This is a genomic window from Gandjariella thermophila (genome assembly GCF_005405885.1).
Taxonomy (GTDB): Bacteria; Actinomycetota; Actinomycetes; order Mycobacteriales; family Pseudonocardiaceae; genus Gandjariella; species Gandjariella thermophila.
Map to the genome: position 1 here is coordinate 80,916 of NZ_BJFL01000020.1, position 23,886 is coordinate 104,801.

At 72.4% G+C, this 23,886-nt stretch carries 22 protein-coding genes and 1 pseudogene; 7 read left to right on the forward strand and 16 right to left on the reverse strand.

The window, feature by feature from the left end:
- Positions 1-195: 195 nt before the first annotated feature.
- On the reverse strand, positions 196-645 hold the full coding sequence (locus FFT21_RS29845) for a hypothetical protein (RefSeq protein WP_225978532.1): 450 nt from the start codon (positions 643-645) through the stop codon (positions 196-198).
- Positions 646-744: 99 nt separating this feature from the next.
- On the opposite strand from FFT21_RS29845, the gene FFT21_RS18270 reads away from it, so the two are divergent.
- The 3 genes from FFT21_RS18270 to FFT21_RS18280 all read left to right on the forward strand — a co-directional run bounded on the left by FFT21_RS18270 (position 745) and on the right by FFT21_RS18280 (position 3,076).
- A complete protein-coding gene (locus tag FFT21_RS18270) occupies positions 745-972 on the forward strand; it encodes a DUF397 domain-containing protein (protein WP_137815104.1) in 228 nt (75 codons plus the stop codon).
- A gap of 211 nt (positions 973-1,183) precedes the next feature.
- The gene (locus FFT21_RS18275) at positions 1,184-2,044 is read left to right on the forward strand and encodes a helix-turn-helix domain-containing protein (RefSeq protein ID WP_137815105.1); all 861 of its coding nucleotides are present in this window, start codon (positions 1,184-1,186) and stop codon (positions 2,042-2,044) included.
- Between the two features lie 168 nt (positions 2,045-2,212).
- A complete protein-coding gene (locus FFT21_RS18280; protein WP_137815106.1) occupies positions 2,213-3,076 on the forward strand; it encodes an SAM-dependent methyltransferase in 864 nt (287 codons plus the stop codon).
- A gap of 39 nt (positions 3,077-3,115) precedes the next feature.
- Here the strand turns inward: FFT21_RS18280 and FFT21_RS18285 are convergent, their stop codons facing one another.
- The 5 genes and pseudogenes from FFT21_RS18285 to FFT21_RS18305 all read right to left on the reverse strand — a co-directional run bounded on the left by FFT21_RS18285 (position 3,116) and on the right by FFT21_RS18305 (position 8,375).
- Entirely contained in the window at positions 3,116-4,717 is a 1,602-nt protein-coding gene (locus tag FFT21_RS18285) for a beta-N-acetylhexosaminidase (RefSeq protein ID WP_137815107.1), read from the reverse strand.
- Between the two features lie 85 nt (positions 4,718-4,802).
- On the reverse strand, positions 4,803-6,119 hold the full coding sequence (locus tag FFT21_RS18290) for an RNA polymerase sigma factor (RefSeq protein ID WP_371856822.1): 1,317 nt from the start codon (positions 6,117-6,119) through the stop codon (positions 4,803-4,805).
- 48 nt (positions 6,120-6,167) lie between these two features.
- A complete protein-coding gene (locus FFT21_RS18295; protein ID WP_137815108.1) occupies positions 6,168-6,584 on the reverse strand; it encodes a YciI family protein in 417 nt (138 codons plus the stop codon).
- 134 nt (positions 6,585-6,718) lie between these two features.
- Positions 6,719-7,119 (reverse strand): annotated as a pseudogene (locus tag FFT21_RS18300) (CocE/NonD family hydrolase); the annotation flags it as partial.
- A 56-nt stretch (positions 7,120-7,175) separates the two neighbouring features.
- Positions 7,176-8,375 carry a cytochrome P450 family protein gene (locus tag FFT21_RS18305; protein WP_137815109.1) on the reverse strand — a complete coding sequence of 400 codons (1,200 nt, stop codon included), beginning with the start codon at positions 8,373-8,375 and terminating at the stop codon, positions 7,176-7,178.
- A gap of 524 nt (positions 8,376-8,899) precedes the next feature.
- On the opposite strand from FFT21_RS18305, the gene FFT21_RS18310 reads away from it, so the two are divergent.
- Positions 8,900-9,514, forward strand: a complete 615-nt coding sequence (locus FFT21_RS18310; protein WP_137815110.1) for a hypothetical protein — start codon at positions 8,900-8,902, stop codon at positions 9,512-9,514.
- A gap of 3 nt (positions 9,515-9,517) precedes the next feature.
- Positions 9,518-10,126, forward strand: coding sequence for a class F sortase (locus FFT21_RS18315; protein ID WP_137815111.1), 609 nt, complete (start codon positions 9,518-9,520; stop codon positions 10,124-10,126).
- Between the two features lie 153 nt (positions 10,127-10,279).
- Here FFT21_RS18315 and FFT21_RS18320 read toward each other — a convergent pair whose 3' ends face one another.
- Together FFT21_RS18320 and FFT21_RS18325 are read right to left on the reverse strand one after the other, a co-directional pair.
- A complete protein-coding gene (locus FFT21_RS18320) occupies positions 10,280-10,558 on the reverse strand; it encodes a hypothetical protein (protein ID WP_137815112.1) in 279 nt (92 codons plus the stop codon).
- Positions 10,559-10,565: 7 nt separating this feature from the next.
- Entirely contained in the window at positions 10,566-10,973 is a 408-nt protein-coding gene (locus tag FFT21_RS18325) for a DUF2267 domain-containing protein (RefSeq protein ID WP_137815113.1), read from the reverse strand.
- Between the two features lie 364 nt (positions 10,974-11,337).
- Here FFT21_RS18325 and FFT21_RS18330 point away from each other — a divergent pair, with 364 nt between their 5' ends.
- Together FFT21_RS18330 and FFT21_RS18335 are read left to right on the forward strand one after the other, a co-directional pair.
- The gene (locus tag FFT21_RS18330; protein ID WP_137815114.1) at positions 11,338-11,787 is read left to right on the forward strand and encodes a histone-like nucleoid-structuring protein Lsr2; all 450 of its coding nucleotides are present in this window, start codon (positions 11,338-11,340) and stop codon (positions 11,785-11,787) included.
- Between the two features lie 85 nt (positions 11,788-11,872).
- Positions 11,873-12,397, forward strand: a complete 525-nt coding sequence (locus FFT21_RS18335; RefSeq protein WP_137815115.1) for a 2'-5' RNA ligase family protein — start codon at positions 11,873-11,875, stop codon at positions 12,395-12,397.
- Positions 12,398-12,432: 35 nt separating this feature from the next.
- Here FFT21_RS18335 and FFT21_RS18340 read toward each other — a convergent pair whose 3' ends face one another.
- The 8 genes from FFT21_RS18340 to FFT21_RS18375 all read right to left on the reverse strand — a co-directional run bounded on the left by FFT21_RS18340 (position 12,433) and on the right by FFT21_RS18375 (position 23,679).
- Positions 12,433-12,819, reverse strand: a complete 387-nt coding sequence (locus tag FFT21_RS18340; protein WP_264081653.1) for an alpha-amylase family protein — start codon at positions 12,817-12,819, stop codon at positions 12,433-12,435.
- Between the two features lie 250 nt (positions 12,820-13,069).
- On the reverse strand, positions 13,070-13,426 hold the full coding sequence (locus tag FFT21_RS18345) for a hypothetical protein (RefSeq protein ID WP_137815116.1): 357 nt from the start codon (positions 13,424-13,426) through the stop codon (positions 13,070-13,072).
- Between the two features lie 47 nt (positions 13,427-13,473).
- Positions 13,474-15,219, reverse strand: a complete 1,746-nt coding sequence (gene treZ / locus FFT21_RS18350) for a malto-oligosyltrehalose trehalohydrolase (RefSeq protein ID WP_137815117.1) — start codon at positions 15,217-15,219, stop codon at positions 13,474-13,476.
- Positions 15,220-15,334: 115 nt separating this feature from the next.
- Complete coding sequence (gene treY, locus FFT21_RS18355) at positions 15,335-17,629, reverse strand: malto-oligosyltrehalose synthase (protein ID WP_137815118.1); 2,295 nt, start codon at positions 17,627-17,629, stop codon at positions 15,335-15,337.
- 6 nt (positions 17,630-17,635) lie between these two features.
- Positions 17,636-19,759 carry a glycogen debranching protein GlgX gene (gene glgX / locus FFT21_RS18360; RefSeq protein ID WP_137815119.1) on the reverse strand — a complete coding sequence of 708 codons (2,124 nt, stop codon included), beginning with the start codon at positions 19,757-19,759 and terminating at the stop codon, positions 17,636-17,638.
- 40 nt (positions 19,760-19,799) lie between these two features.
- Entirely contained in the window at positions 19,800-20,150 is a 351-nt protein-coding gene (locus FFT21_RS18365; RefSeq protein WP_137815120.1) for an ArsR/SmtB family transcription factor, read from the reverse strand.
- Between the two features lie 36 nt (positions 20,151-20,186).
- The gene (locus FFT21_RS18370) at positions 20,187-21,032 is read right to left on the reverse strand and encodes a YceI family protein (protein ID WP_225978534.1); all 846 of its coding nucleotides are present in this window, start codon (positions 21,030-21,032) and stop codon (positions 20,187-20,189) included.
- Entirely contained in the window at positions 21,025-23,679 is a 2,655-nt protein-coding gene (locus tag FFT21_RS18375) for an MFS transporter (RefSeq protein WP_137815121.1), read from the reverse strand. Before FFT21_RS18375 ends, FFT21_RS18370 begins: the two co-directional genes overlap by 8 nt.
- Between the last annotated feature and the right edge of the window lie 207 nt (positions 23,680-23,886).

Genomic DNA, 23,886 nt, shown 5'->3' on the forward strand with positions numbered 1-23,886 from the left:
CGGCCGGTGGAGGGGGCCGGCGGGGCCGGCCCCGCCGCGTCGGCTCCACCGGTGGCGGTCGGTGGAGCCGACGCGCCGGTCCGTCCCTGCGGCAGCCGGCGAGCGCGGCGCTCCAGCCCGGCGCGGGCGAAGGGACGTCGTAGGGGAGGCCGCCGAGCCGGTGGGTGGTCAGGCCACCGGCTCGGCGGCGTGGTCCTACGGCCGGCGGGCGTAGCCCGCGCGGGACACGACGTAGTCCCTGGCGGCCAGGCCGAGGCAGCTCTCGCACGGCATGCCGGTCCCGACGGCGAGCCACTCGGTGTCCGCGATGGGCAGCGCCTCGCCGCACCGCGCGGTCAGCGTGTGGCCCAGCGGCACGCCGGGCAGCAACCGGAACAGGTGCACGATCCGGCGCGTCTCCCGGGCCAGCCCGGCCTTCAACCGAGCGATGAGCGTTATTGGCTCGGAATAATCGCTGCTCACCTGCCAGTTGCCGGTCGCGTTCGGGTCACGGTCGCACCAGTGCAGGATCTCCTCCAACACGTCCGCGGGACTGTGCACGGCCTTCGCCACGCTGCGCCCGCAGACGGTTCCGGAGACCAGGAACGGAGCAGGGGATCGCCTCGGCCCGGGTAGCTCGATGGATTGCCCGGCGGCAGTGGTCACGGCCCTGCACCTCCCCGCGCTTGCGTCGGGAATAATCGTATCCGAGGATTAATCCGGCTGTCGAGAGGCAACTTCTCCTACATCTCCTCGGGGGCAACCATGACGCACCACAAGGCCGCGACCACCAGCCCCTTCACCACCGGGGGGTGGGCGGCCGCGGCCTCGTGCGGGCCGAACGGTGGCAACTGTGTCCAGATCAACCTGGACACCGAGGGCGTGGTCGGGGTCAGGGACGGCAAGCGGCCATCCGGTCCGGTCCTCGCCTTCACCGCCACATCGTGGCGGGCCTTCCTGGCGGCGGTGCGCGCCGGCCGCCTCGAGCGATGAGACCGTTCGACCGCGCGTTCGATGAATATTCCGGTGTGGCGCCCAGCCCCTGCGCTGACCGGACCACGAGCCGGATCGCAAGCCACATGACGAGCGGTGTGACGAGCCGGGTGATCGTCCGGCCGGCGCCCGTGCGGCGGGTGCCGAACCGGGCCGCCGTGGTCTACAGTGATCCACTCGTCGGGTATGCCCAGCCGAGAGTGGAGAGCCCGTGCCCAGCACGGTGACGTCGCGACGCAGACAGCTCGGAAACGAGCTCCGCCACGCCCGCGTGGCCGCGGGGATGACCCAGCAGGAGGTTGCCGAACTGCTGGGCTGCGGCCAGGGAAAGATCAACAAGATCGAGTCGGGTGCGGTCGCGGTCAAGATGGCGGACCTGAAGCGAATGCTGGATGCGTTCGGCGTCAGCAAGGCGGAGGCCGACATCATGACGGAACTCGCCCGGTCCTCGGCGAGCCAGCGCGGCCAGTGGACCGGCTACCGCTCCGCGGTGCCGCACTGGTTCCGCACCTTCACCGACCTCGAACCCGCCGCGGCGGAGATCCTCAGCTGGCACGGCGAGCGCATCCCCGGCCCGCTGCAGTCCGAGCACTACATGCTCAAGCAGTTCAGCGAGGCCAGGGCGACGGACGTGACCGCGCTGGTGCGCAACCGCCTGGAGCGCAAGCAGATCTTCGACCTGAAGAAGCCGCCGTACTACCGGTTCATCCTGGGCGAGGGCGCGCTGCGCCGAATGCCCGGCGGCCCGAACCCCTCGGTGGCGCTGGATCAGGTGCAGCACCTGCTGGAGCTGGAGAAGAGATATCCGCGAACCTTCATCCACGTGCTGCCGTTCGACGCCAAGATCCCTTACGTGCCCAACGACTTCACCATCATGCGGTTCTCCGACGCGACGAAGGACTTCGTCTTCGTCGAGCACGCGGCTGGCGGCATCTACATCGACGACGAGACCGACTTCGAGCTGTTCGTGGACGCCTGGGACCGGCTGCGCGGGCCGGCGCTGGAACGCAACGAGACGGTGGACTTCCTGCAGCAGATGGTCGAGAGGTTCCGCGCCGAACTGGAGTTCTGACAGCCTGTTCGGCGACCCGAGACTGCGATGTGGAGTACCGGAACGCGCCAGGGCGATGCGTTCAAGAACAGGCACTGGCCGCCCGTTCCGGTACGGACCGGTATCGCCCGAGTGGGTGATGATCCGCTACGATGATCAGCCGGTGATCATTCGTCGGGGAGGATAGTTGTGGACGACGCCGAGCACGATCCGTTCCCACCGCAGGGAGTCGACCTGGAACGGCCCAGCGTGGCCCGGGTGTACGACTGGTACCTCGGGGGCACCGCGAACTGGGCGATCGACCGGGAGTTCGGCGAGCGGGTGCTTGCCTCGTTCCCGCTGATCCGCCCGATCGCGATCGCCAACCGGCTGTTCCTGCACCGCGCCGTGCGGCACCTGGTCCGGCTGGGCGTCCGGCAGTTCATCGACATCGGTTCCGGCGTACCCACCATGGGCAATACCCACCAGGTGGCCGACGAGGTGGCGCCGGACTCCCGCGTCGTCTACGTCGACCACGAACCGGTCGCGGTGGCGCACTCACAGGTGCTGCTGGAGAAGCACGGCGACCCGAAACGCCACGCGGTGATCAACGCCGACCTGCGCAACCCGGACAAGCTGTGGCAGCAGGCCATCCAGACCGGGGTGCTGGACATGGCGGAGCCGATCGCGCTGCTGCTGGTCGCCGTGCTGCACGTGCAGCAGCCCGGTCCGGACGGCGTCGACATCGGCCCGCAGGCGGTGGCCCGCTACCGCGAGCTGCTGTCCCCCGGCTCCTACCTCGTCCTGTCGCATGTCTCCGACGACGGAGTGCCGGCCGAGGTCGGCAGGGGCCTCGTCGACTTGAAGCGGATGTACGACACGTCGAGCAGCCCGGTGGTCTGGCGTTCCCGGACCGACTTCGGCGCGCTGTTCGGCGACTTCGAGCTGGTCGAGCCGGGGCTGGTGTGGACGCCGACCTGGCATCCGGAGGAGACCAGCCCGAACTCCCCGGAGATCGAGTTCGGCACGCCGGCCGAGTCGGTGATCCTCTGCGGGGTTGGCCGCAAGCCGTGAGCCCGGCGCCGCACCGCCGCCGGCGGTCCGCGGTGCGGATTATTCCGAATCGGTGACGAGCGGGTGGCCGGGCACGCCGGGGCGGGTCTGCCACGGGCGCGGACCCGCCGGCGGACGGTACTCCACGCCGAGCGCGTCCAACCGGGGCAGGTGGTGCTCGACCAGCCGGCGTTCGAAGTCGGCCGGGTCGCGGGCGTCCGCCGGGCTCCACACCACCTCGGCGAACGCGGCGAGCCTGGGAAACGCCGCGTAGTCCAGCCGCCGGGGCGAGTCCAGGTGCTCGGTCCATAGCTGCGCCTGGGCGCCGAGCACCCGGGCCGCGGCCTCCGCCGGCATGCCGGCCGGGACCGGCTCGTACCGGTAGACGTCCGCGGTGCCGCGGCGGTAGCCGACCGGGATCGGCTCGTCCGGGTCATCGGACTGGCGGTGGTCGAGGTAGACGTACCGCTCCGGGCACATCACCACGTCGTGACCGGCCACCGCGGCGCGCACCCCGGCGTCCTCGCCCCGCCAGGACGCGATCACGACACCGGGCCCGGGGTCGCCGCCGTCACCGATCTCGTCCCAACCGATCGCCCGCCGGCCGTGCCCGGCCAGGTGCTCGGCCATCTGCCGGAGGAACCACGTGTGCAGTTCGGCCTCGGTGGTCAGGCCGAGTTCGGCCATCCGCCGCCGGGCCACCGGGCTGGCCACCCACTCGGTCGCCGGCACCTCGTCCCCGCCGATGTGGACGAACGGCGCGGGGAACACCTCGACCACCTCGTCCAGCACGTGCCGGAAGAAGTCCAGCGTGGCGTCCGAGACGTTGAGCACGTGCTCGCTGATCCCCCACAGCGGCCACACCTCGACCGGCTCGGCGGTGTTGCCCAACTCCGGGTAGGCGGCGAGCACGGCCCGCACGTGGCCCGGCATGTCGATCTCCGGCACCACCATGACCTGCCGCTCGGCCGCGTAGGCCACGATCTCGCGCAGGTCCTCCTGGGTGTAGAAGCCGCCGTGCGGCCGGCCGTCGTGCACCGCCTCGCGGTGCCAGCCGACCCGGGAGCCGACCCGCCACCCGCCGACCTCGGCCAGCCTCGGGTAGCGCAGCACCTGCATGCGCCAGCCCTGGTCGTCGGTGAGGTGCAGGTGCAGCACGTTCAGCTTGTGCGCGGCGAGCAGGTCGACAAAGCGCAGCACGCCGTCCTTGGGCAGGAAGTGCCTGGCCACGTCGAGCAGGCAGCCGCGCCAGGCGAACCGGGGCGCGTCGACCACCTCCCCGCACGGCAGTTCCCACCGCCGCGCCGACACCGGGGCGCGGCGGAACGCGGCGGGGCCGAGCAGTTGCCGCAGGGTGGTCGCGGCGTGGCCGGCGCCCTCCGCGTCCGCGGCCGTCACCCGCACGCCGTCCGCAGTGATCCGCAGCCGGTAGCCGCCCGGGCCCGGGGCGCCGGACCGGTCGACGGCGAAGCGCACCGTGGCATCCGCGCCGCCGGGCGGCAGTGGCAGCCCGGTGGCGGAGCCGACGGTGTGCCGGAACCAGCGCGCCGCCGGCTCCGCCTCCCCCGCCGCGGCCACCGCGCTGCGCTCGTCCAGCGCCAGCGTCCCGCCGGTCGCCGCGGCGTGGACGGGCCGCGGCAGCAGACTGTCCAGGGCTGTCATGGTCCTCCCTCGCACCGTGGCCGCGGACCGGTCCGGGGCGGTGGCCGTTGCCGACCTTCCCGGCGGGTGCCTGCCGACCGGCGTCTCACCGATCGCCGGCCCGCCCACGCTCACATGCCGCCGCCCGATCCAGCAGCAGGGCCCGCTCCCGGCCATTGCGGGTCAGCGCCGCGGCCCGCTCGAACTCGCCGCGCGCCTCGGCGCGCCGGCCCAGCTTGACCAGCAGGTCGCCGCGCACGCTGGGCAGCAGGTGGTAGCCGGCCAGCGCCGGCTCACCGGCCAGCGCGTCCACCAGTTCCAGCCCGGCGGCCGGGCCGAACGCCATGGACATCGCGACCGCCCGGTTCAACTCGACCACCGGCGACGGCGCCACCTCGGCGAGCGCGTGGTACAGCGCGGCGATGCGCACCCAGTCCGTCTCGTCCGCGGTGCGGGCCCTGGCGTGGCAGGCGGCGATCGCGGCCTGCACCGCGTACCGCCCCCGGCCGCCGCCCAGCCGCTCCACCCGCTCCAGCGCGGCCAGGCCCCGCCGGATGAGCAACCGGTCCCACCGGCCACGGTCCTGGTCGAGCAGCAGGATCGGCTCGCCGTCCGGCCCGGTCCGGGCGCGCAGCCGGGACGCCTGCAACTCCATCAGCGCGACCAGCCCGTGCACCTCGGGCTCCTTCGGCGCCAGGCCGGCCAGGACCCGGCCCAGCCGCAGCGCGTCCTCGCACAGCGCGGGCCGCACCCAGTCGTCCCCCGCGGTGGCCGAGTACCCCTCGTTGAACACCAGGTAGATCACTTCGAGCACGGAGGACAGCCGGGCGGCGCGGTCCGCGCCGGCGGGCACCTCGAACGGCACCCGCCTGGCCGCCAGCGTCCGCTTGGCCCGGACGATGCGCTGAGCGACCGTCGACTCCGGAACCAGGAAGGCCCGGGCGATCTCCTCGGTGGTCAGCCCGCCCAGCAGCCGGAGGGTGAGCGCCACCCGCGCCTGCATGGACAGCACCGGGTGGCAGGAGACGAACATCAGCCGCAGCAGGTCGTCGTCAATGTCGTCGCCCGGGTCCGGCAGGGCCTCGGTCTCGCCCCGGGACGCCAGGTCCCGGCCCAGCTCGTCCACCTTGCGCGCGAGCCGCTCCCGCCGGCGGAACGCGTCGATCGCGCGGCGCTTGGCGATGGCCATCAGCCAGGCGCCCGGGTTGTCCGGCACACCCGACTCCGGCCACTGCTCCAGCGCCGCGACCAGCGCGTCCTGCGCCAGCTCCTCGGCGAAGCCGACGTCGTGCACCATCCGCGCGAGACCGGCGATCAGCCGCGCGGACTCGATCCGCCACACCGCGTCGATGGTGCGCCTCGGGTCGTCGGCCTCGGAACGTTCCCGGGCCGGCCGCCCGGCCGCCGGGTCGGAAGCCGCCACGCGGTCAATCTGAGCAGCTTCCGCCCCGGCGGGCAACGCCGAGCCCGGCTACCGCTGCTGCGCCTCCACCTCGGCGCGCAGCCGCTTCTCCTGCTCGATCGCGTCGGGCGCGATGTCGGCGAAGTCGTCCGACTCGAAAACCTGGCGCAGCTCCACCTCACCTTCCTGGAACGGGATGCGCCGGGCCCACTCGATGGCCTCCTCCCTGGACTTCACCTGCCACAGCCAGAAGCCCGCCACCAGTTCCTTGGTCTCCGCGAACGGCCCGTCGACCACCGTGCGGTCCTTGCCCGAGTAGGCGATCCGCACGCCCTTCGAGCTGTCCCGCAGCCCCTCCCCGGCGAGCATCACGCCCGCCTTGACCAGTTCCTCGTTGAACCGGCCCATCTCCTCGATCTCCTCCTTGGTGGGCAGCTCGCCCGCCTCGGACCGCTCGGTCGCCTTCACGATCACCATGAACCGCATCGCCGTCTCCCTCTGCTGTGCGCCCGGCCCATCCGAGCGCTCAGCTACGCGTCGAACACGCCCCGGCCCGTTCGACACGGCCGACCACATTTTTTCGCGGGTTCGCGCGGTCGCGCGGCGTAGCGTCGATGGCTTCACCTGACGGCTCGGTCAGCCGGTTCTCGGACCGGCAGGATCACCGCCGACGGGTGCGCGGGGTCGTGGTAGACGGCCTGGTCGGCAGCGCGGAGGGCGGTGGCGGTGACGTGCGGCCACCGGTGCCGGGATTGCGGGCGTAACGGGGGAAGGCGCCGCTGGCGACCTGGACCCTGATCCAGTGGCCGCGCCGGAACCGGTGCGCGGTCGGCCACAGCCGGACGGTGGCGCGGGAAATCTCGTCGGCCCCGGACAGGCTGACCAGACCGTCGCAGACGTTGTACGAGCGGCCGCGCGGGTCGACGTCGCAGAGCCGGACGAACACGTCGGCGTGCGGCAGGCTGGAGCGGAACCAGATCTCGGCGCTCACCTCGCCGATCACCTCGACGTCGCGGTCCAGGGTCCTCCCTCGCCGCCCGGCGTCGTGGTGGCCGGTCCGCAGGATCGGGCTCCACGCTAGCCGGGCGCCGGGGCGGGCGCGCCCAGGGCGACCGGGAGGGCGGTGAGGCCGCGCATCAGCCGGCTTTCCCGCCAGACGAGCGCGCCGGCGGGGGCGGCGAGCGCGAGATCGGGGAAGCGGCGCAGCAGCGTGCCGATGGCGATCTGGCCTTCCATCCGGGCCAGCGGGGCGCCGAGGCAGTAGTGGATGCCGTGGCCGAAGGCGAGGTGCGGGTTCTCGCCGCGGCGCAGGTCGACGGTGTCCGGGTCGGGGAACCGCTCCGGGTCGCGGTCGGCCGAGCCGAGTGCCACGATCACCACGCTGCCCTTCGGCACCGTCACCCCGGCGATCTCCACGTCCTCGGCGGCGAACCGGGACGTGGCCCGCTCCACCGGACCGTCGTAGCGGAGCAGTTCCTCTACCGCCCCCGGCACGAGTCCCGGGTCCCGGCGCAGTTCCCGCCACAGGTGCGGCTCGCGCAGCAGGGCGAGCACGCCGTTGCCGATCAGGTTGACCGTGGTCTCGTGCCCGGCGATGAGCAGCAGCACCGCGTTGGCCAGCACCTCGTCCGCGGAGAGCCGGCCGTCGGCGCTGGCCGTGATCAGCGCGCTGATCAGGTCGTCGGACGGGCGGTCCCGCTTGGCCTTGATGAGCGCGGCCAGGTACTCGTTGAGCGCCCGGGTGCCGTCCGCCTGCGCGGGCCGGCCGTAGGGCAGCAGCGACGCGGTGGTCCACCGGCGGAAGTCGTCCCGGTCCGCCGCGGGCACGCCGAGCAGTTCGCAGATCACCGTGATCGGCAGCGGGAAGGCGAGGGCGTCCATCAAGTCCACCTCGCGCCGTCCGGACACGGCGTCGAGCAGGCCGTCGGTGATCGCCTGCACTCTTGGCCGCAGCCCCTCCACCCGGCGCTGGGTGAACGCCGCGGACAGCAGCCGGCGCAGCCGGGTGTGCTCCGGCGGATCGGTGCCCAGCATGTTGCCGGCGAGCGCGACCGCGACGGCCCGGTAGGTGTGCTCACCGGCCGCGGCCAGCGTCTCCGCGCCCACCTCGGGGTTCTTGGACAGCCGGGGGTCGGTCAGCGCCCGCCGCGCGTCCTCGTACCGGGTGACCAGGTAGATCTCCAGCCCACCCTCCTGCCGCACCCGGCACACGGGCGCCTCCGTGCGCAGCCGCGCGTACCAGGGATACGGGTCGGCCACGGTCGGCTGGTCGCGCACGCTCGCCCCCTTGCGTCCGTCAGGTCACCGCGGCCTCGACGCTACGGCGCGCCGGACCACCCGCCTACCGCCACACCGGGTACCGGTTAGCCGACGATCGGCGGGCAAGCTGGCGGCTCGCCGCGCCCGCCGACCCGGCTCCGCACACGCGATGTCGAATTTCCGCGGCCACTCCGTTACATTCTTCCGCGAAGAAGGCGGGTACCAGGAATGCGTTACCAACACCCACCGTGTTCCTTGACACACACTTTTCCTTTCCCTTACGACCGTTTGGCGTATTGCCCTCAACCGGGGGTGCGGACACGATGTCATCCGCCGCCGCGTTGCTCGGCGGCCGCACGGTCGCATGGGGGTTGACGTGGTCGGATGAGGCGCGGTTCCGCGGGGAGAACGGCGCGCACCCGGCACACATTCCGTTATCCGTCCGAGATCCGTTCGAGGCGGAAAAGCGCCCTACGCACCGCTGCGTCATCGAATGCGCCGATTCCGCGCGGAACGGCGCCCGAGCAGATCTCCTGGAGATCATGGTGAGAAAGCACCTGGGTCGGCTGACCCAAGCCGTGCTGGCCAGCATCGTGCTCAGCGCGGCGGTCACCCCGCTCGCCTTGGCCGAGAGCGAGACCTCGTCCACCAGCCCCTCGGCGACGGCCTCCAGCACGCCGAGTGCGCCGCCGAGCAGCACGTCCAGCTCGCCCAGCACGACTCGGACGACCACGCCCCCGACCAGCACCTCCAAGCCGGGTGGGGCGTTCGAGGACGGCATCATCCTGGTCGGCAACGGCAGCCAGATCTTCGTGATCGTCGGCTGCGCGGAGGCCAAGCCGACCAACGTGCACTCCGACGCCCTGCGCATCGACCCGCTGGAGCAGGACCCGGAGGACCCGCGGATCTGGGGCGCGCTGGCCACCGTCGACCCGCACGCGACCGTGGGCGAGCACACCGTCTCGGCCGACTGCGCCGGCAAGACGCTGAGCTTCCGCTTCACGATCCTTCCCGGACCGACCCCGGGTTCGGCCCCGGTGGTGAACACCGGCAAGGGCGCCACGGGCAGCAAGGCCGGGCAGGTCAAGGTGCAGCCCAAGGGCGGCGTGCAGACCGGTTCCGGCGACCTGGCCGCGATCGTTTCCGCGCAGGGCTAAGGGATGAGTCGACTCGGTTGGCGGGGTGGCCGCGTGCTCGCGGCCACCCTGCTGGTCTCCTCCGCGGCGCTGCTGGCCGGCTGCGGCGGTGCCGGCACCACGGCGCCGGCCGCAGCACCCCCGGCTTCCTCCGCCGCGGCCGCGTCGGACGCGCCGGCGTCGGCCAAGGTCCGGCCGGTGCAGGTGCGTATCCCCCGCATCGACGCGCAGTCCTCGCTGATCGCGGTCGCGGTGAACCCGGACGGTTCGATGCAGGTGCCCAGCGTGGACAAGCCCATGCAGGCCGCCTGGTACCGGCTCGGGCCGGTGCCCGGCGACCCCGGCCCGGCGATCATCCTGGGGCACGTGGACGGCAACCACCAGCCGGGGATCTTCTACCGGCTGCACGAGCTGAAGCCGGGTGACGAGGTGTTCGTCACCAACAGCGACGGTAAGCAACTCCGCTTCGTGGTGGACCACCGCGACCAGGTGCCCAAGGAGCAGTTCCCGAACGACGCGGTGTACGGGAACACGCCCGACCCCCAGCTCAGGCTGATCACCTGCGGCGGGGCCTTCGACGGTGCCGTGCACAGCTACAAGGACAACATCATCGTCTACGCGAAGCTCGCCTGACCGGCCCGGGACGGTGCCGGCGGGACGGGCACCCCGCCAGGGTGCGCTACCGGCCCTGCGGGGTGCCCGCCGCCGGGCCGGTCAGGCGGCCGGGGTCAGCGCCACCTTGACCCAGCCGGACTCGCGCTCGCCGAAGTTTGATGAAACCGGGGGTCACCCGACCAGCCGGCGTTGGAGTTCCGGAACGTAGCGGTCGTCGCCGCGGCTCAACTCGTCCAGGTCGATGTCGTGCGGCAAGGAGGTGTTCGGCAGCTTCTCCAGCAGGAAGCCCAGCGACTCCCGGACCACCTGCTCCTCGGTGACGTCCGGAATCTCCAGGTCCTCGATCAGGCCGTGGGTGACCACCACGCGGTGGTGGGTGGTGTTCTCGCCCTCGTCGACCTCGGCGGCGTACTCGCCGGGGCCGAGATGCCGCGTGCGCAACTCGGTCATCGGCCGCTCACTCCATCCGGCCGCTGCTGCCCGCCTCGACCAGTTCCTGCACGTCGGCAGGCAGCGACTGGCGGATCTTCGGCAGCACGCCGGTGGTGGCCTCGCCGACCACCTCCAGCACCACCCGGGCCGTGTAGGCCGCCTGCGGTGCCTGCTCCCCGCTGCGCTCGCTGACCCGCGCAATGAACTCGTTCAGGCCGAACCGCTCGCCGGCCGCCTCGTCCAGCCGCACCGCGACCCGGCGCAGGTGCTCGCCGATCTCCTCGGGAAGCTGGGAGGCGACGTTGTCGGCAAGCTCGCCGGGGATGCGCTCGGCGAGGGTCTCCAGCGTCGCCCGGGTCGCCCGCTCCGCCTCTCCTCGGCTGGCGAGACGCGCGCGAGCCTGTACCTGCCCGACAAATTCATCGTGCCGCATCGTGGCTCCTCCTCGTCCGCGAGCTTGCGCGCGATGGTGGTCGTACGGCCAGCGTCGGCTGGCGTCGCTTCCGGTACAGATCGTCGGTAACGTTGGCCTACCCCGGTACGCGGACGGGTACACATCCGTAGCGCAGGCCGCGCCCGGTGCGGGAAACGCGAGCCCCGTCGACCAACATCCCACCCCCGAAGTGACGCTTTTCCGTGGTGCCATTAGCGAGAGAAGGAAATCCATACTGGACGCCCGAGTTTCGCGCTATAGCGCGCCTGAGCTATGCTGGCCGCACGGGGAGACAGCGTTCGTCGCCCATCTTTCCTCAGAGCATCGAACCAGTTGCTCACGACGACCGGTAGAGGTGAGCGCGGTGGCCCAGCACGTCCGTGTTGAGCTCGTCGACGACCTCGATGGTTCGCCAGCACAGGAAACCATCGAGTTCGGCCTGGACGGCCTGATGTACACGATCGACCTGTCGGCGGCCAACGCGAGGCAACTTCGTGCCGCGCTCGCCCCCTACGTGGCGGGTGCGCGGCGTTCCGCGGCGCGCAGGTCGGCGCCGGACAAGGTAACCAGGCGGCGCGCCGATCAACCGGGATCTGATCGAAAGGGCGACGACACGACCGCGCGTATCCGTGCGTTGACCGAGCGCATCAGGCAGAACCAGCGATCGAGTGTCCCCGAGGCACCCGGATCGAATGGCACCGAGCCGGAAGAAGCCACGATCACGCTGCCCGCCGTGGTCGAGACCGGTAAGGCGAGTGAGCCGCAGCCGGTCACGCCGGTGGTCGCCCCGGTGTTCCAGCCCCCACAGCGGTAACGGTTTTCCGCATTCGGGTCGAATACGCCGTGCACCGGCGAACGCGCACGGCGTGACGAATGGCGTGAACGCTAAGGTCGATTGGGTGGCGTTGGGTGTTTGCCTGCTCTTCGACCGCCGCGCCGAACGGACCCTGCGCGGCATGTGGGACCGGTTGGAACAGCTCGGCGTGCCCACGCTTCGCTCGCACACCCACGGCCTGCACCACCCGCACCTGTCCTACGTGGTGCTGCTGGACTGGGACCTGGACAGCGTGCTCGCGGCGGTGCAGCGGCTGGACAACCACGAGCCGTTCGAGGTGACCTTCGACGCGGTCGGCGCGTTCCGCCGCGGGCGCGTGTCGCTGGTGCCGGCCGTGCCGGCCGACCTGGTGCCCCGGCAGCAGGCCGTGCTCCAGGCGGTGCGCGACACCGGCGCCGTGGTGCACCAGCATTACGAGACCGACCGGTGGCTGCCGCACTCCTCGCTGGCACCGCGGGCCCGGCTGGACCAGCTTCCGCTGATCGCGGCCGCCGTCTACGACGTGCTCCCGCTCACCGCGCGGATCAGCCGCGCCGCCCTGGTGGACAGCGGCACCGGGCAGGTGTGGCCGCTGGCCAACCTGCCCTGAGGGGCCCGGCCTCCGCCGGGCCCCTCAGGGCGGCTTCAGTGGTGGGTCGGGAACACCAGCAGCAGCCGGGAGGCCTGCGGCGCGAGCGTCGCGGAGAAGTGGTCCGGCACCGCGCCGACCCACTGGCGGGGCCACAGGTCACGGACCATCGCGGTGCCGCCGAAGCCCAGGTCGGACCAGTTGGCGGTGACCGTCGCCGGCTCACCGGCGAGGTTGAACAGCGCCACCACGGTGGCCCCGCCGAGCTGCGCGGAGAACCACACCTGCTGCGGCGTGGCCTGGGACACCGGGTAGGCCGGGCGCCCCGCCTGATCCACCGCGATCACCTCGTCGCTGGTGAGCAGCGGCAACTCGCTCGGCTCCAACCTGGTGAGGTCGGTGCCGAGCAGCAGCGGCGCCGACTCGATCGCCCAGAGCGTCATCATGCTCCGCGAACTTGGTGGTGTCCCAGGTGTCCCGGCCGTAGCCGTCCTGGTGGTCGGACCAGCCGGCGTCGATGTTGACGTACACGTACCCGTGGCCGCGCAACTGGTCGTGCATCGCCCTGGCCTGCGCCTTGATCGCGTCCTCGGAGATGCGGCCGCGCAGCGAACTCCAACTGCTCCAGCCCATCGGCGGCGTCGCGGCGACCCGCCCGACCGGGGAGAACCACCCGATGTCTTGGCGGAACGATCAGCGGGAGTGGTACAGGGAGGAGCCCTCCGCGCCGGCGCCCTCGGTGCCCGTCGTGCCGGTGACCCGGCGAAGCTGGCCGCGGGCCGCGGAGAGCAGGGTGCAGGCTTCCATCGCCTCGGCGAAGCGCAGGTGCTCGCGCGCGGCGGCGACCGTGGAGACCGCGTCCACCAGCGGGGCTTCCGTACTGTGCAGCAGCGGCCCGGGCAGCGCGCGGTCCAGCCGCTCGGCCACCTGCCAGCTTCGGCGCGCCACGTCCGCCGGGTCGTCCCCGCTGCGCGCCCCGAGTTCGGCCAGCGCGGCGTCCACCGTCCGACGCAGGGTGACCACCGGATCGGCCGCGACATCCGAACTCATGGAGTCAGGGTAGGCAGGATCGCTGCACGATCGAGTGGGGGCATCCATCACTCACATGAGTGAAACATTTCCCGGTTGACGCGGAGCAGCACGAAGGACTCGGCGGGCAGTGTCACCGCGCGCTCACCGGGGCGTGCCTGCGCGGACGCCAGCAGCACCTCGCCGGGCGGCAGGTCCACCGGGACGTCGACGGTCTCCCGGCCGAGGTTGCATGCCAGGCGCAGCCCGCCGCGGCGCAGCACCAGCCAGCCCGGCTCGGTGGCGACGTCCACGACCAGCCGGTCCACCCGGGGATCGGTGAGGTCGGGCTCGGCCCGGCGCAGCCGGATCAGCGCGCGGTACAGGTCGAACACCGCCCGGTGCGCCGGCTCGGCCAGTTCGTCCCAGCACAGCCGGGAGCGGGCCACGGTGGCGGGGTCCATCGGGTCCGGTACCTCGGCCTCGCCCCAGCCGTGCGCGGCGAACTCGGCCCGCCGGCCGCTCCGCACGGCGTCGGCAAGCGAAGAGTCCGGGAACGACGCGAAGAACTGCCACGGGGTGCCGGCCGCCCACTCCTCGCCCATGAAGATCATCGGCGTGTACGGGGAGCAGAGCAGGATCGCGGCCGCGCAGCCGAGCAGGCCCGGGGACACGCTGGCCGAGAGGCGGTCGCCGGTGGCCCGGTTGCCCACCTGGTCGTGGTTCTGCAGGAAGGCCACGAACCGGTGGCCGGGGATGCGGGCGGTGTCCACCGGCCGGCCGTGCGTGCGGCCGCGGAACGACGACCAGGTGCCGGCGTGGAGGAACACCCCGCGCAGCGTGGCGGCCAGCGCGTCCAGCGAGCCGAAGTCGGCGTAGTAGCCCTGCCGCTCCCCGGTGACCGTCGCATGCAGACAGTGGTGCAGGTCGTCGTTCCACTGCGCGGTGAGCCCGTAGCCGCCGGCCTCCCGGGCGGTGACCAGCCGGGGGTCGTTGAGGTCGGACTCGGCCACCAGCGACAGCGGCCGGCGCAGGTGCGCGGACAGCGCGTCCACCTCCGCGGCCAGTTCCTCCAGCAGGTGCGTGGCGCGGCTGTCGTGCAGCGCGTGCACCGCGTCCAGCCGCAGCCCGTCCAGATGGAACTCGCGCAGCCAGCCCAGCGCGTTGTCCAGCACGTAGCGGCGCACCTCGTCGGAGTCCGGGCCGTCCAGATTGAGTGAAGGACCCCAGATCGTGCTGCCCCGGAAGTACGGGCCGAACTCGCCGAGATAGGCGCCGGACGGTCCGAGGTGGTTGTAGACCACGTCGAGCAGCACGCCGATGCCCCGCCGGTGGCAGGCGTCCACGAACCGCTTCAGCGCGTCCGGCCCGCCGTACGGTTCGTGTACGGCGTACCAGAGCACCCCGTCGTAGCCCCAGCCGTCCGTCCCGTCGAAGGCGTTGACCGGCATCAGTTCGACGAAGTCGACGCCGAGGTCGACCAGGTGGTCCAGCCGCTCGACCGCCGCATCCAGCGTGCCGCCCGGGGTGAACGTGCCGACGTGCAGCTCGTACAGCACCGCGCCGGGCAGGTTCCGCCCGGTCCACGCGTGGTCACCCCAGGCGTAGGCGGCATGGTCGTACCAGCGGGACGGGCCGTGCACGCCGTTCGGCTGCCACCGCGAGCGCGGGTCGGGCAGCGGTCGCGGATCGCCGTCCAGCAGGAACGCGTAGTCGGTGCCGGGGCGGGGCGCGTCGGCGTGCCACCAACCGCCGTCGCCGCGCCGCATCGGATGGTCCTCGGCGCCGATGCGGAGCCTCACCCGCTCCCGGTGCGGCGCCCACACGGAGATCACGGTGCGGTACCCTCCGCGAGTTCGCGCGCCACCGCGACGGCAGGGCTCCGTCCTGCCACCCCGGTCGCGGGCCGGACGGCACGGCGCACCCTGGGGTGTCTTGGCGTGCCGCGGCTCAACATTGCGCGCTCCGGACCAGCAGGGCGACCGGGTAGCGGTGCAACACGTCGGCCACCGCGAGCGTGTGTCCGGAGTGGACGGTGCCGGTGAGCGCGTCGGTCCACGCGGAGCCGGGCAGCGAGAGCGTGGTGTCCCGCCAGCCGCCGCCGCGGGCCAGGCCGACCGGCAGCCGGGTGGCCACCGCGACGAGCCGGGGGTCGCGGGCGAACGCGACGGCGTGCGCCGCGGCCGGTCCGTCCGCGGCCAGCGGGCGGTAGCCGCGGAACAGCTCCGGTGCGTCCCGGCGCAGCCGCAACACCCGGCTCGTCACGAGCAGCTTGGCCGCGCCGGTGGCGTCCACCTCGGGCAGCCAACCGCCGTCCAGCCGGGCCAGCAACGCGCGGCGGCGGTCGAAGTCCACCGGCCGGCGGTTGTCCGGGTCGACCAGCGAGAAGTCCCACAGCTCGGCGCCCTGGTAGACGTCCGGCACCCCGGGCGAGGCGAGCTGGACCAGCTTCTGCCCCAGCGAGTTCGACCAGCCCGGCGGGGTGATCCGCTCGACCAGCGCGGCCAGCTCCGCCGGCGGGTCGGCGAGCACCGCGCGCGCCCAGTCCCGTACCGCGCCCTCGAACGCCGGGTCCTGCCGGGTCCACGCGGTGCGCAACTTGGCCTCCCTGGCCGCCTTGATCAGGTAGCCGACCAGCCGGTCCGCGCCGATCGGCCACGCGCCGGCCAGCGTCTGCCAGGCCAGCAGCTCCAGCGTGGGATCGGGCAGCGGGTGACCTGCCGCACCGGCCTCGACCAGCGCGGCGAAGTCGTCGGGTAGCTCGGCGAGCACGGCCAGCCGGGCGCGCACGTCCTCGGACCGCTTGGTGTCGTGTGTGGACAGTGCGGTCATGGTGGCCGGCCAGCCCGCCTCCCGCGCCGCCGCGGCGGCATGGAACTCCTCCGGCGGCACGCCGAACCGGGCCGGGTCGCCGCCGACCTCGTTCAGCGCGACGAACCGCGGGAACCGGTACATGGCGGTGTCCTCGACGCCCTTGGCCATCACCATGCCCGAGGTCTGCTGCAGCCGCACGGCCAGCGGCCCGGTCGGCTCGGCGCCGAGCCGCGCGGCGATCGCGTCGAGCACGTCGGCGAGTTCGGGGTTTGCGCCGCGGGCCAGGCGCAGCGCCGCGTCCAGGTGGCCGCGACCCTCGGGCAGGTAGCTGCGGTACACCGGGAACGCGCAGAGCAGCTCGGCGACGGCCGGCTCGGCGCGGTCCGCCGGGAAGTCCGGAAGCAGCCGCGCGATCCGGCGCACCTCCGCCCACAGCGCCTCCCGCACCACCAGCCGCCGGCAGTCGCGTTCCAGCGCGCGCACGTCCTGCGGGCCGCACCACCGCTCGGCCAGCGCCGTCAGGGCCGGCTCACCGGCCGGGTCGACGAACAGCCCGCACACCTCGCGCAGCGCGTCGTACCCGGTGGTGCCGTCCGCCGGCCAGCTCGCCGGCAGCCCCTCGCCCACCGCGAGGATCTTCTCCACCACCACCCAGGCGCCGGGTGCGGCGGCCCGCAGCCGGCGCAGGTAGCCGCCCGGGTCGGCGAGCCCGTCCGGGTGGTCCACCCGCAGGCCGTGCACCTCCCCGGCGGCCACCCAGCGCAGCAGCTCCCGGTGCGTGGCATGGAACACCTCCGGTTCCTCCACCCGCACCCCGGCCAGCGAGGTGATGTCGAAGAACCGCCGGTAGTTCAGCTCGGTGGTGGCCCGCCGCCAGGACACCAGCCGGTAGTGCTGCCGCTGGTGCACCGCGGCCACGCCGCCGCCGAGCGTGCCCGGCGCCAGCGGGAAGCGGTGCTCGAAGTAGGCCAGGCAGTCGCCGGAGAGCCGCAGGTCGCCCAGTGCGGCCGCGCCGCCGTCACCGTCGTCGGCGAGCACCGGGACGAGCAGCGGCCCGGCGTCCCAGTCGACGTCGAAGAACCGCCCGTACGGCGACGCGGGCCCGTCTCGCAGCACCGACCACCACCACGGGTTTGCCCACGGCACGGCGATCCCCATGTGGTTGGGCACGATGTCCACCACCAGGCCGAGGCCCAGCGCGCGCAGCCGGTCGACCGCGTGCCGCCGCGCCATCTCACCGCCCAGCGCGGCCGAGACCCGGGTCGGGTCGACCACGTCGTAGCCGTGCGTGGATCCGGGCGCGGCCTGCAGCAGCGGGGAGGTGTACACCGCGCCGGCGCCCAGCGCGGCCAGGTAGTCCGCCAGCCCGGCCAGGTCGTCCAGGGTGAAACCTGGCGAGAGCTGCACCCGGTAGGTGGACGCCGGCGGCACGAACCGTCACTCCACCCGCTGCAGCACGACCAGCGAGCGCGGGACCATCTTGATCGTGCCGCCGGCGGCGACGGTACGCGGCTCGGCGCGGTCATCCAGGGCGTGCAGCACCTCACCGGTGACCGTGTCCAGCACCACCGCCCAGCGCTGGCCGTAGCGCTCCGGCACGGTGAACTCCAGTTCCCCGTCGTGCGCGTTGAAGCACAGCAGGAACGACTCGTCCAGCACCGGCTCGCCCCACGGGTCACGGTCGGAGATGCCGTCCCCGTTGAGGAACACGGTGATGCTGCGGCCGAAGCCGGACTCCCAGTCCTCCTCGCACATCTCCTCGCCGGTCGGGGTGAACCAGGCGATGTCCCGCAGTTCCTCACCCCGCCGGATCGGCTTGCCCTGGAAGAACCGCCGCCGCCGGAACACCGGGTGCTGCCGGCGGAAGTGCACCACCGCCGACGCGAACGCGAGCAGGTCGGCGTTGGTCTCCGCGAGCGACCAGTCCATCCAGGACAGTTCGCTGTCCTGGCAGTAGGCGTTGTTGTTGCCGCGCTGGGTGCGGCCGATCTCGTCGCCGTGCAGCAGCATCGGCACGCCCTGGGAGAGCAGCAGCGTGGCCAGGAAGTTGCGCCGCTGCCTGGCCCGCAGCTCCAGCACCGCCTCGTCCTCGGTCGGGCCCTCGGCGCCGCAGTTCCACGACCGGTTGTCGTCGTTGCCGTCCCGGTTGCCCTCGCCGTTGGCCTCGTTGTGCTTGGCGTTGTAGGACACCAGGTCGGTCAGGGTGAACCCGTCGTGCGCGGTGACGAAGTTGATCGACGCGAACGGGCGGCGGCCGTCGGCCTGGTACAGGTCCGAGGAACCGGTGATGCGGGAGGCGAACTCGCCGAGCGTGGCCGGCTGGCCGCGCCAGAAGTCCCGCACGGTGTCCCGGAACTTGCCGTTCCACTCGGTCCACAGCACCGGGAAGTTGCCCACCTGGTAGCCGCCCGGCCCGACGTCCCACGGCTCCGCGATCAGCTTCACCTGGCTGATCACCGGGTCCTGCTGGACGATGTCGAAGAACGCGGACAGCCGGTCCACGTCGTAGAACTCCCGGGCCAGCGTGGCAGCCAGGTCGAAGCGGAAGCCGTCGACCCGCATCTCGGTCACCCAGTAGCGCAGCGAGTCCATGATGAGCTGCAGGGTGTGCGGGTTGCGCACGTTCAGCGAGTTGCCGGTGCCGGTGTAGTCGGTGTAGTAGCGGGGATCCTCGGCCAGCCGGTAGTAGGCCTCGTTGTCGATGCCGCGCATGGACAGCGTCGGCCCGAGGTGGTTGCCCTCGGCGGTGTGGTTGTAGACCACGTCCAGGATGACCTCGATGCCCGCCTGGTGCAGGGCGCGCACCATCGCCTTGAACTCGGGCACCTGGTTGGCCTGCGCGGTGCCGGCGGCGTAGCCGTCGTGCGGCGCGAAGTAGGCGATCGGGTTGTAGCCCCAGTAGTTCCGCAGCCCCCGCTGGACGAGCCCGTGCTCGGAGACGAACTGGTGCACCGGCATCAACTCGACCGCGGTGACCCCGAGCCGCTCCAGGTGCTCGATCATCGCCGGGTGCGCCAGCCCCGCATAGGTGCCGCGCAGTTCCTCGGGGATGCCCGGGTGGCGCAGGGTGAGCCCGCGCACGTGCGCCTCGTAGATCACGGTGTCGTGGTAGGGGGTGCGCGGGTGCCGGTCGTCCGCCCAGTCGAAGAACGGACTGACCACCACGGACTTCGGCACGTAGGGGGCGGAGTCGAGGTCGTTGCGGTCGTTCTCCGCGCCGAAGGTGTAGCCGAACACCGCCTCGTGCCAGATGACCTCACCGGACACCGCCTTGGCGTACGGGTCGATCAGCAGTTTGGCCGGGTTGCAACGCAGGCCGCGGGCCGGGTCGTACGGACCGTGTACCCGGTAGCCGTAGCGCTGACCGGGGCCGACACCGTTCAGGTAGCCGTGCCAGACGAAGCCGTCGACCTCCTCCAACCGGATCCGGGTCTCCGCGTCGTGCTCGTCGAACAGGCACAGCTCGACCTTCTCGGCCACCTCGGAGAACAGCGCGAAGTTGGTACCGGCGCCGTCGTAGCTGGCGCCCAGCGGGTAGGCCGTACCTGGCCACGGGCGCATGGTCCCTCCACCACCGTTGCGGTATGCGCGGGTCACGACGCTAGTGGACGGTGGCCCGGCGCGCCCGGTCGGCCGGCGCCCGGTCGGTCCGACCGGCCGACGCGGCCAGCACGCTCGGAATCACCCCGGGGAACAGCTCCTCCAACTCGGGACGCAGCGAGACGAAGCATCGGGTGCCCTCCTGCCGGGTCAAGGTGATGCCGGCCTCGCGCAGCACCTTGGCGTGGTGGCTGAGCGTCGACTTGGCGATCGGGTACTGGAACTCGCCCACGCCGTGCTCCCGACCGTCGGCGAGCACGCCGACGATGCTCAGCCGGATCGGGTCCCCCAGCGCGCTGAGCACTCCGGTGAGGGTGATCTCCTCCGGCTCGGGGTGCCAGAGCTGCCGCATGGGCCCAGCATAGTCAGGGCCCGGTAGCCTCGGCGGCTACCAGGGCAGGGTCTCACCTTGCACGGCCTGGATGTCCAACTCCACCCGCACCGTCGCGCCGATCGCGTCGATCCCGGCCTGAAGCACCTGGTTGAAGGTGATCCCGAAGTCGTCCCGGTGCAGTTCGGTGGTGGCCGCGAACGCGGCCCGGGTGCCGCCCCAGGGGTCCGGGCCGACGCCGAGGTAGGTCATGGCCAGCCGAACCGGCCGGGTCCGCCCGCGCACGGTCAACTCACCGTCCAGCGTCCAGGCGTCCTCCCCCGCGGCGCTGAGCACCCTGCTGCGGAACTCGATCGTCGGGTGCTGCTCGACCTCCAGGAAGTCGGCGGAGCGGAGGTGATCGTCCCGGGTCCGGTTGCCGGTGTCGATGCTCGCGGCCTTGATCACCGCGTGCGCCCTGGACCGCTCAAAGGGCTGCGCCACGTCGATCCGGCCACCGAACTCGCCGAACCGGCCGCGGATGCTCGACAGCCCGAGGTGCCGGGCGACCAGCCCGATCGACGAGTGCACCGGGTCGATCGTCCACGGTCCCGGCTCGGGCAGCGCGCGGCCACCCAGCCGGGCCAGGGCCACCACGCCGAGGGAGGCGTCGCTGCTCTCCCCGACCATGGCGGTGCGGGCGACCGGCGCGTGCCCGGCCGCGGTGACGATCGCGGTGTAGTTGCCGGGCGGCAGCGGCGCGGAGGCCACCGCGCCGTCCTCGTCGGCCACCACCCGGTCGACCTGCCGCCCGGACAGGTCGGTCAGGGTGAGCACGGCGTTCCGCACCGGCCACCCGTCGCTGGTCCGTACCTGCGCGCGCACCGAACCCGCGCCCATCGCGTTCGCTCCTCCGTCACTCATCGGGGTAGCCCAGGGTCACGTCGTGCCGGCCCTCCTCGCCGGTGCCGATCCGCAGCGCGGTGGCCACCGGCGGGTACCCGCTGGCGATCACGGTGTACTCGCCGGCCGGCAGGTCGTCGAAGGAGTAGCCGCCGTCCGGGCCGCTGGTGGTCGCGCTGACCACGGTGCCGCTCGCGTCCACCAGGGTGACCCTGGCGTCCGGCACCGGCCGCCCCTCCGGTCCCGCGGACACCGTGCCGGACAGCCTCGCCCCACCGAGCAGTTCCACGTCCTGGCGCACCTCGCCGACGTCCGGCACGGTCACCGCGACGGCGACCGGGTGGTAGGAGGGGGCGCTGGCGACCAGCGTGTAGCCGCCGGCGACCAACTCGTCCAGCGCGTAGCCGCCATCGGCGCCGGTGACCCGGGCGGCCACCACCTCGCCGCGCACGTCGGTGAGGGTCACCGCGGCGCCGGCCACCGGGGCGCCGGTGCCGGCCACGGTGACCACGCCGACCATCCGGGTGGTGCCGGAGAGCACCATGTCCAGGTCGACCTGGCTACCGTTCACCGCCACCATCGACGCCTGCGGCTGGTGCGCCCCGGCCGAGGCGATCAGGACGTAGCTGCCGTTCTGCGGGACGCGCACGTGGTACCGGCCGGCTCCGTCGGTGACCGTCCTGGCGATCTGCTGACCGCGCGGGTCGATCAGGGTGAGCGCGGCCTCCGGGATCGGCGTGCCATCCGCCCTGCGCACCGTGCCGGCCACTCCGCCTGCCGGCCGGGAGAGCTCGTTCACGCTGGTCATCGGGGTTGCTCCGGGTTGGGATCGGGTGTACTCGGTCGCGGCGCCGACCGTCTCCAGGGCGTGCCTGCCGCCCGTGGCGAGTGCGAGGGAGCGACCGTTCCCGGCGGCGCCGTTCACCGCCGGGGCGGTCTCGGTGCTCGGCACGACGGTCGCCGCCACCCCGCCGGCGTTCTCCGCCGCCCGCTCGGCCAGCCCGGAGCGTTCCCGCAGCGGGATCTCCCTGATGAACAGCGTCACTCCGAAGGCGAGCACGATCACCCCGGCGGCGACCAGGAACACCAGGTCCATCGACTGCGCGAAACCGACCAGGAAGGGCCGGGCCAGCCGGGGGTCGAGGTGCTGGATGAACGACGAGTCGTTGAGCACGCCGTTGGTGTTACCGCCGCCACCGCCGCTGGCGAGCGCCCGCAGCACGCCCTGGTCCGCCGGGTTGGCCTGGACGGCCGGATCCCGCACGGCGGCCTGGAAGTCCGGCGTGCGCACCGCGTCCCGGAACGCACCGGCGATCTTGTCCGTCACCGTGCTGAACATGATGGACAGGAACACCGCGGTGCCCAGGGTGCCGCCCATCTGGCGGAAGAACGTGGACGACGCGGTGGCCACGCCCATGTCCCTGGCCGGCACCGCGTTCTGCACGGCCAGCGTCAGCGTCTGCATGCAGTTGCCGAGGCCGAGGCCGAACACCAGCATGTCGATGTCCGCCTGCCACAGCGGGGTGTCCACGGTGAGCCCGTGGAACAGCAGCGCGGCACCAAGCATCAGCAGCGTGCCGATCACCGGGAAGATCTTGTACCGGCCGGTCCTCGCGGTGATCTGGCCGGAGAGCACCGAGCCGATCATGATTCCGAGCACCAGCGGCAGCGTCAGCAGGCCGGCCTTGGTCGGCGAGGCACCCTTGACGATCTGCAGGTACTGCGGGATCAGCATGATCCCGCCGAACATGCCCATGCCGACGATGAACCCGGCTAGCGACGTGGTGCTGAACACCCCGTTGCGGAACAGCCGCAGCGGCAGCAGCGCGTCGTCCCCGACCCGGCGCTCGGCCAGCAGGAACAGGATCAACCCGACGGCGCCGATGCCGTAGCAGATCAGCGACCGCTGCGACCCCCAGCCCCAGCCGCGGCCCTGCTCGGCGACGATCAGCAACGGGACCAGGCAGATCGAGATGGCGATCGCGCCGAACCAGTCGATGCGGTGGTCGCGGCGGGTGTGCGGGATGTTCAGCACCGCGGCGACCACGATGAACGCGAGCACCCCGATCGGCACGTTGACCAGGAACACCCAGCGCCAGCCGGCGATGTTGAGGATGTGCGCCTGGCCGGCCAGGAAGCCGCCGATCAGCGGCCCCAGCACGCTGGACGTGCCGAACACCGCCAGGAAGAAGCCCTGGTACCTGGCCCGCTCCCGGGGCGGCACGATGTCCCCGATGATCGCCAGGGCGAGCGACATCAACCCGCCGGCGCCGAGTCCCTGCACCGCGCGGAACGCCGCGAGTTGGTACATGGACTGGGCGAACGTGCAGGCCAGCGAGCCCACCACGAACACGAAGATCGCGGTCAGGTAGAACGGCTTCCGGCCGTAGAGGTCGGACAGCTTGCCGTACAGCGGGGTGGAGATCGTCGCGGTGATCAGGTAGGCGGTGGTCGCCCAGGCCTGCAGGCTGAGCCCGTTGAGGCTGTCGGCGATGGTTCTGATCGCCGTGCTGACGATCGTCTGGTCCAGCGCGGCCAGGAACATGCCCAGCATGAGGCCGCTGAAGATGGTGAGGATCTGCGCGCGGCTGAACTGGCCTGGCTGCTGGCCCGGTTGGTGCCCCGCCTTCGCGGTCGCCCCCACGTCCGCCACGGCGGTGTCGGTCATGAGTTCTTCCTTCCTTGTCCGCGAGCTCGAGGCCTGGCGCGCGCTGCGGTCGTTTCCGGTGTCGCGGCGTGGAATGTCATGCAGTCCTTACCTTCTTCCTGTGTCGCTCGGGGCCGGTCGTAGGGTTCCGACGACCCAGGGGTGCCGGGTATGGCTTCCATGCCTCCGCCAGCGATGGCCCAGGGGGATTGGCCGCCCGGCATCCCA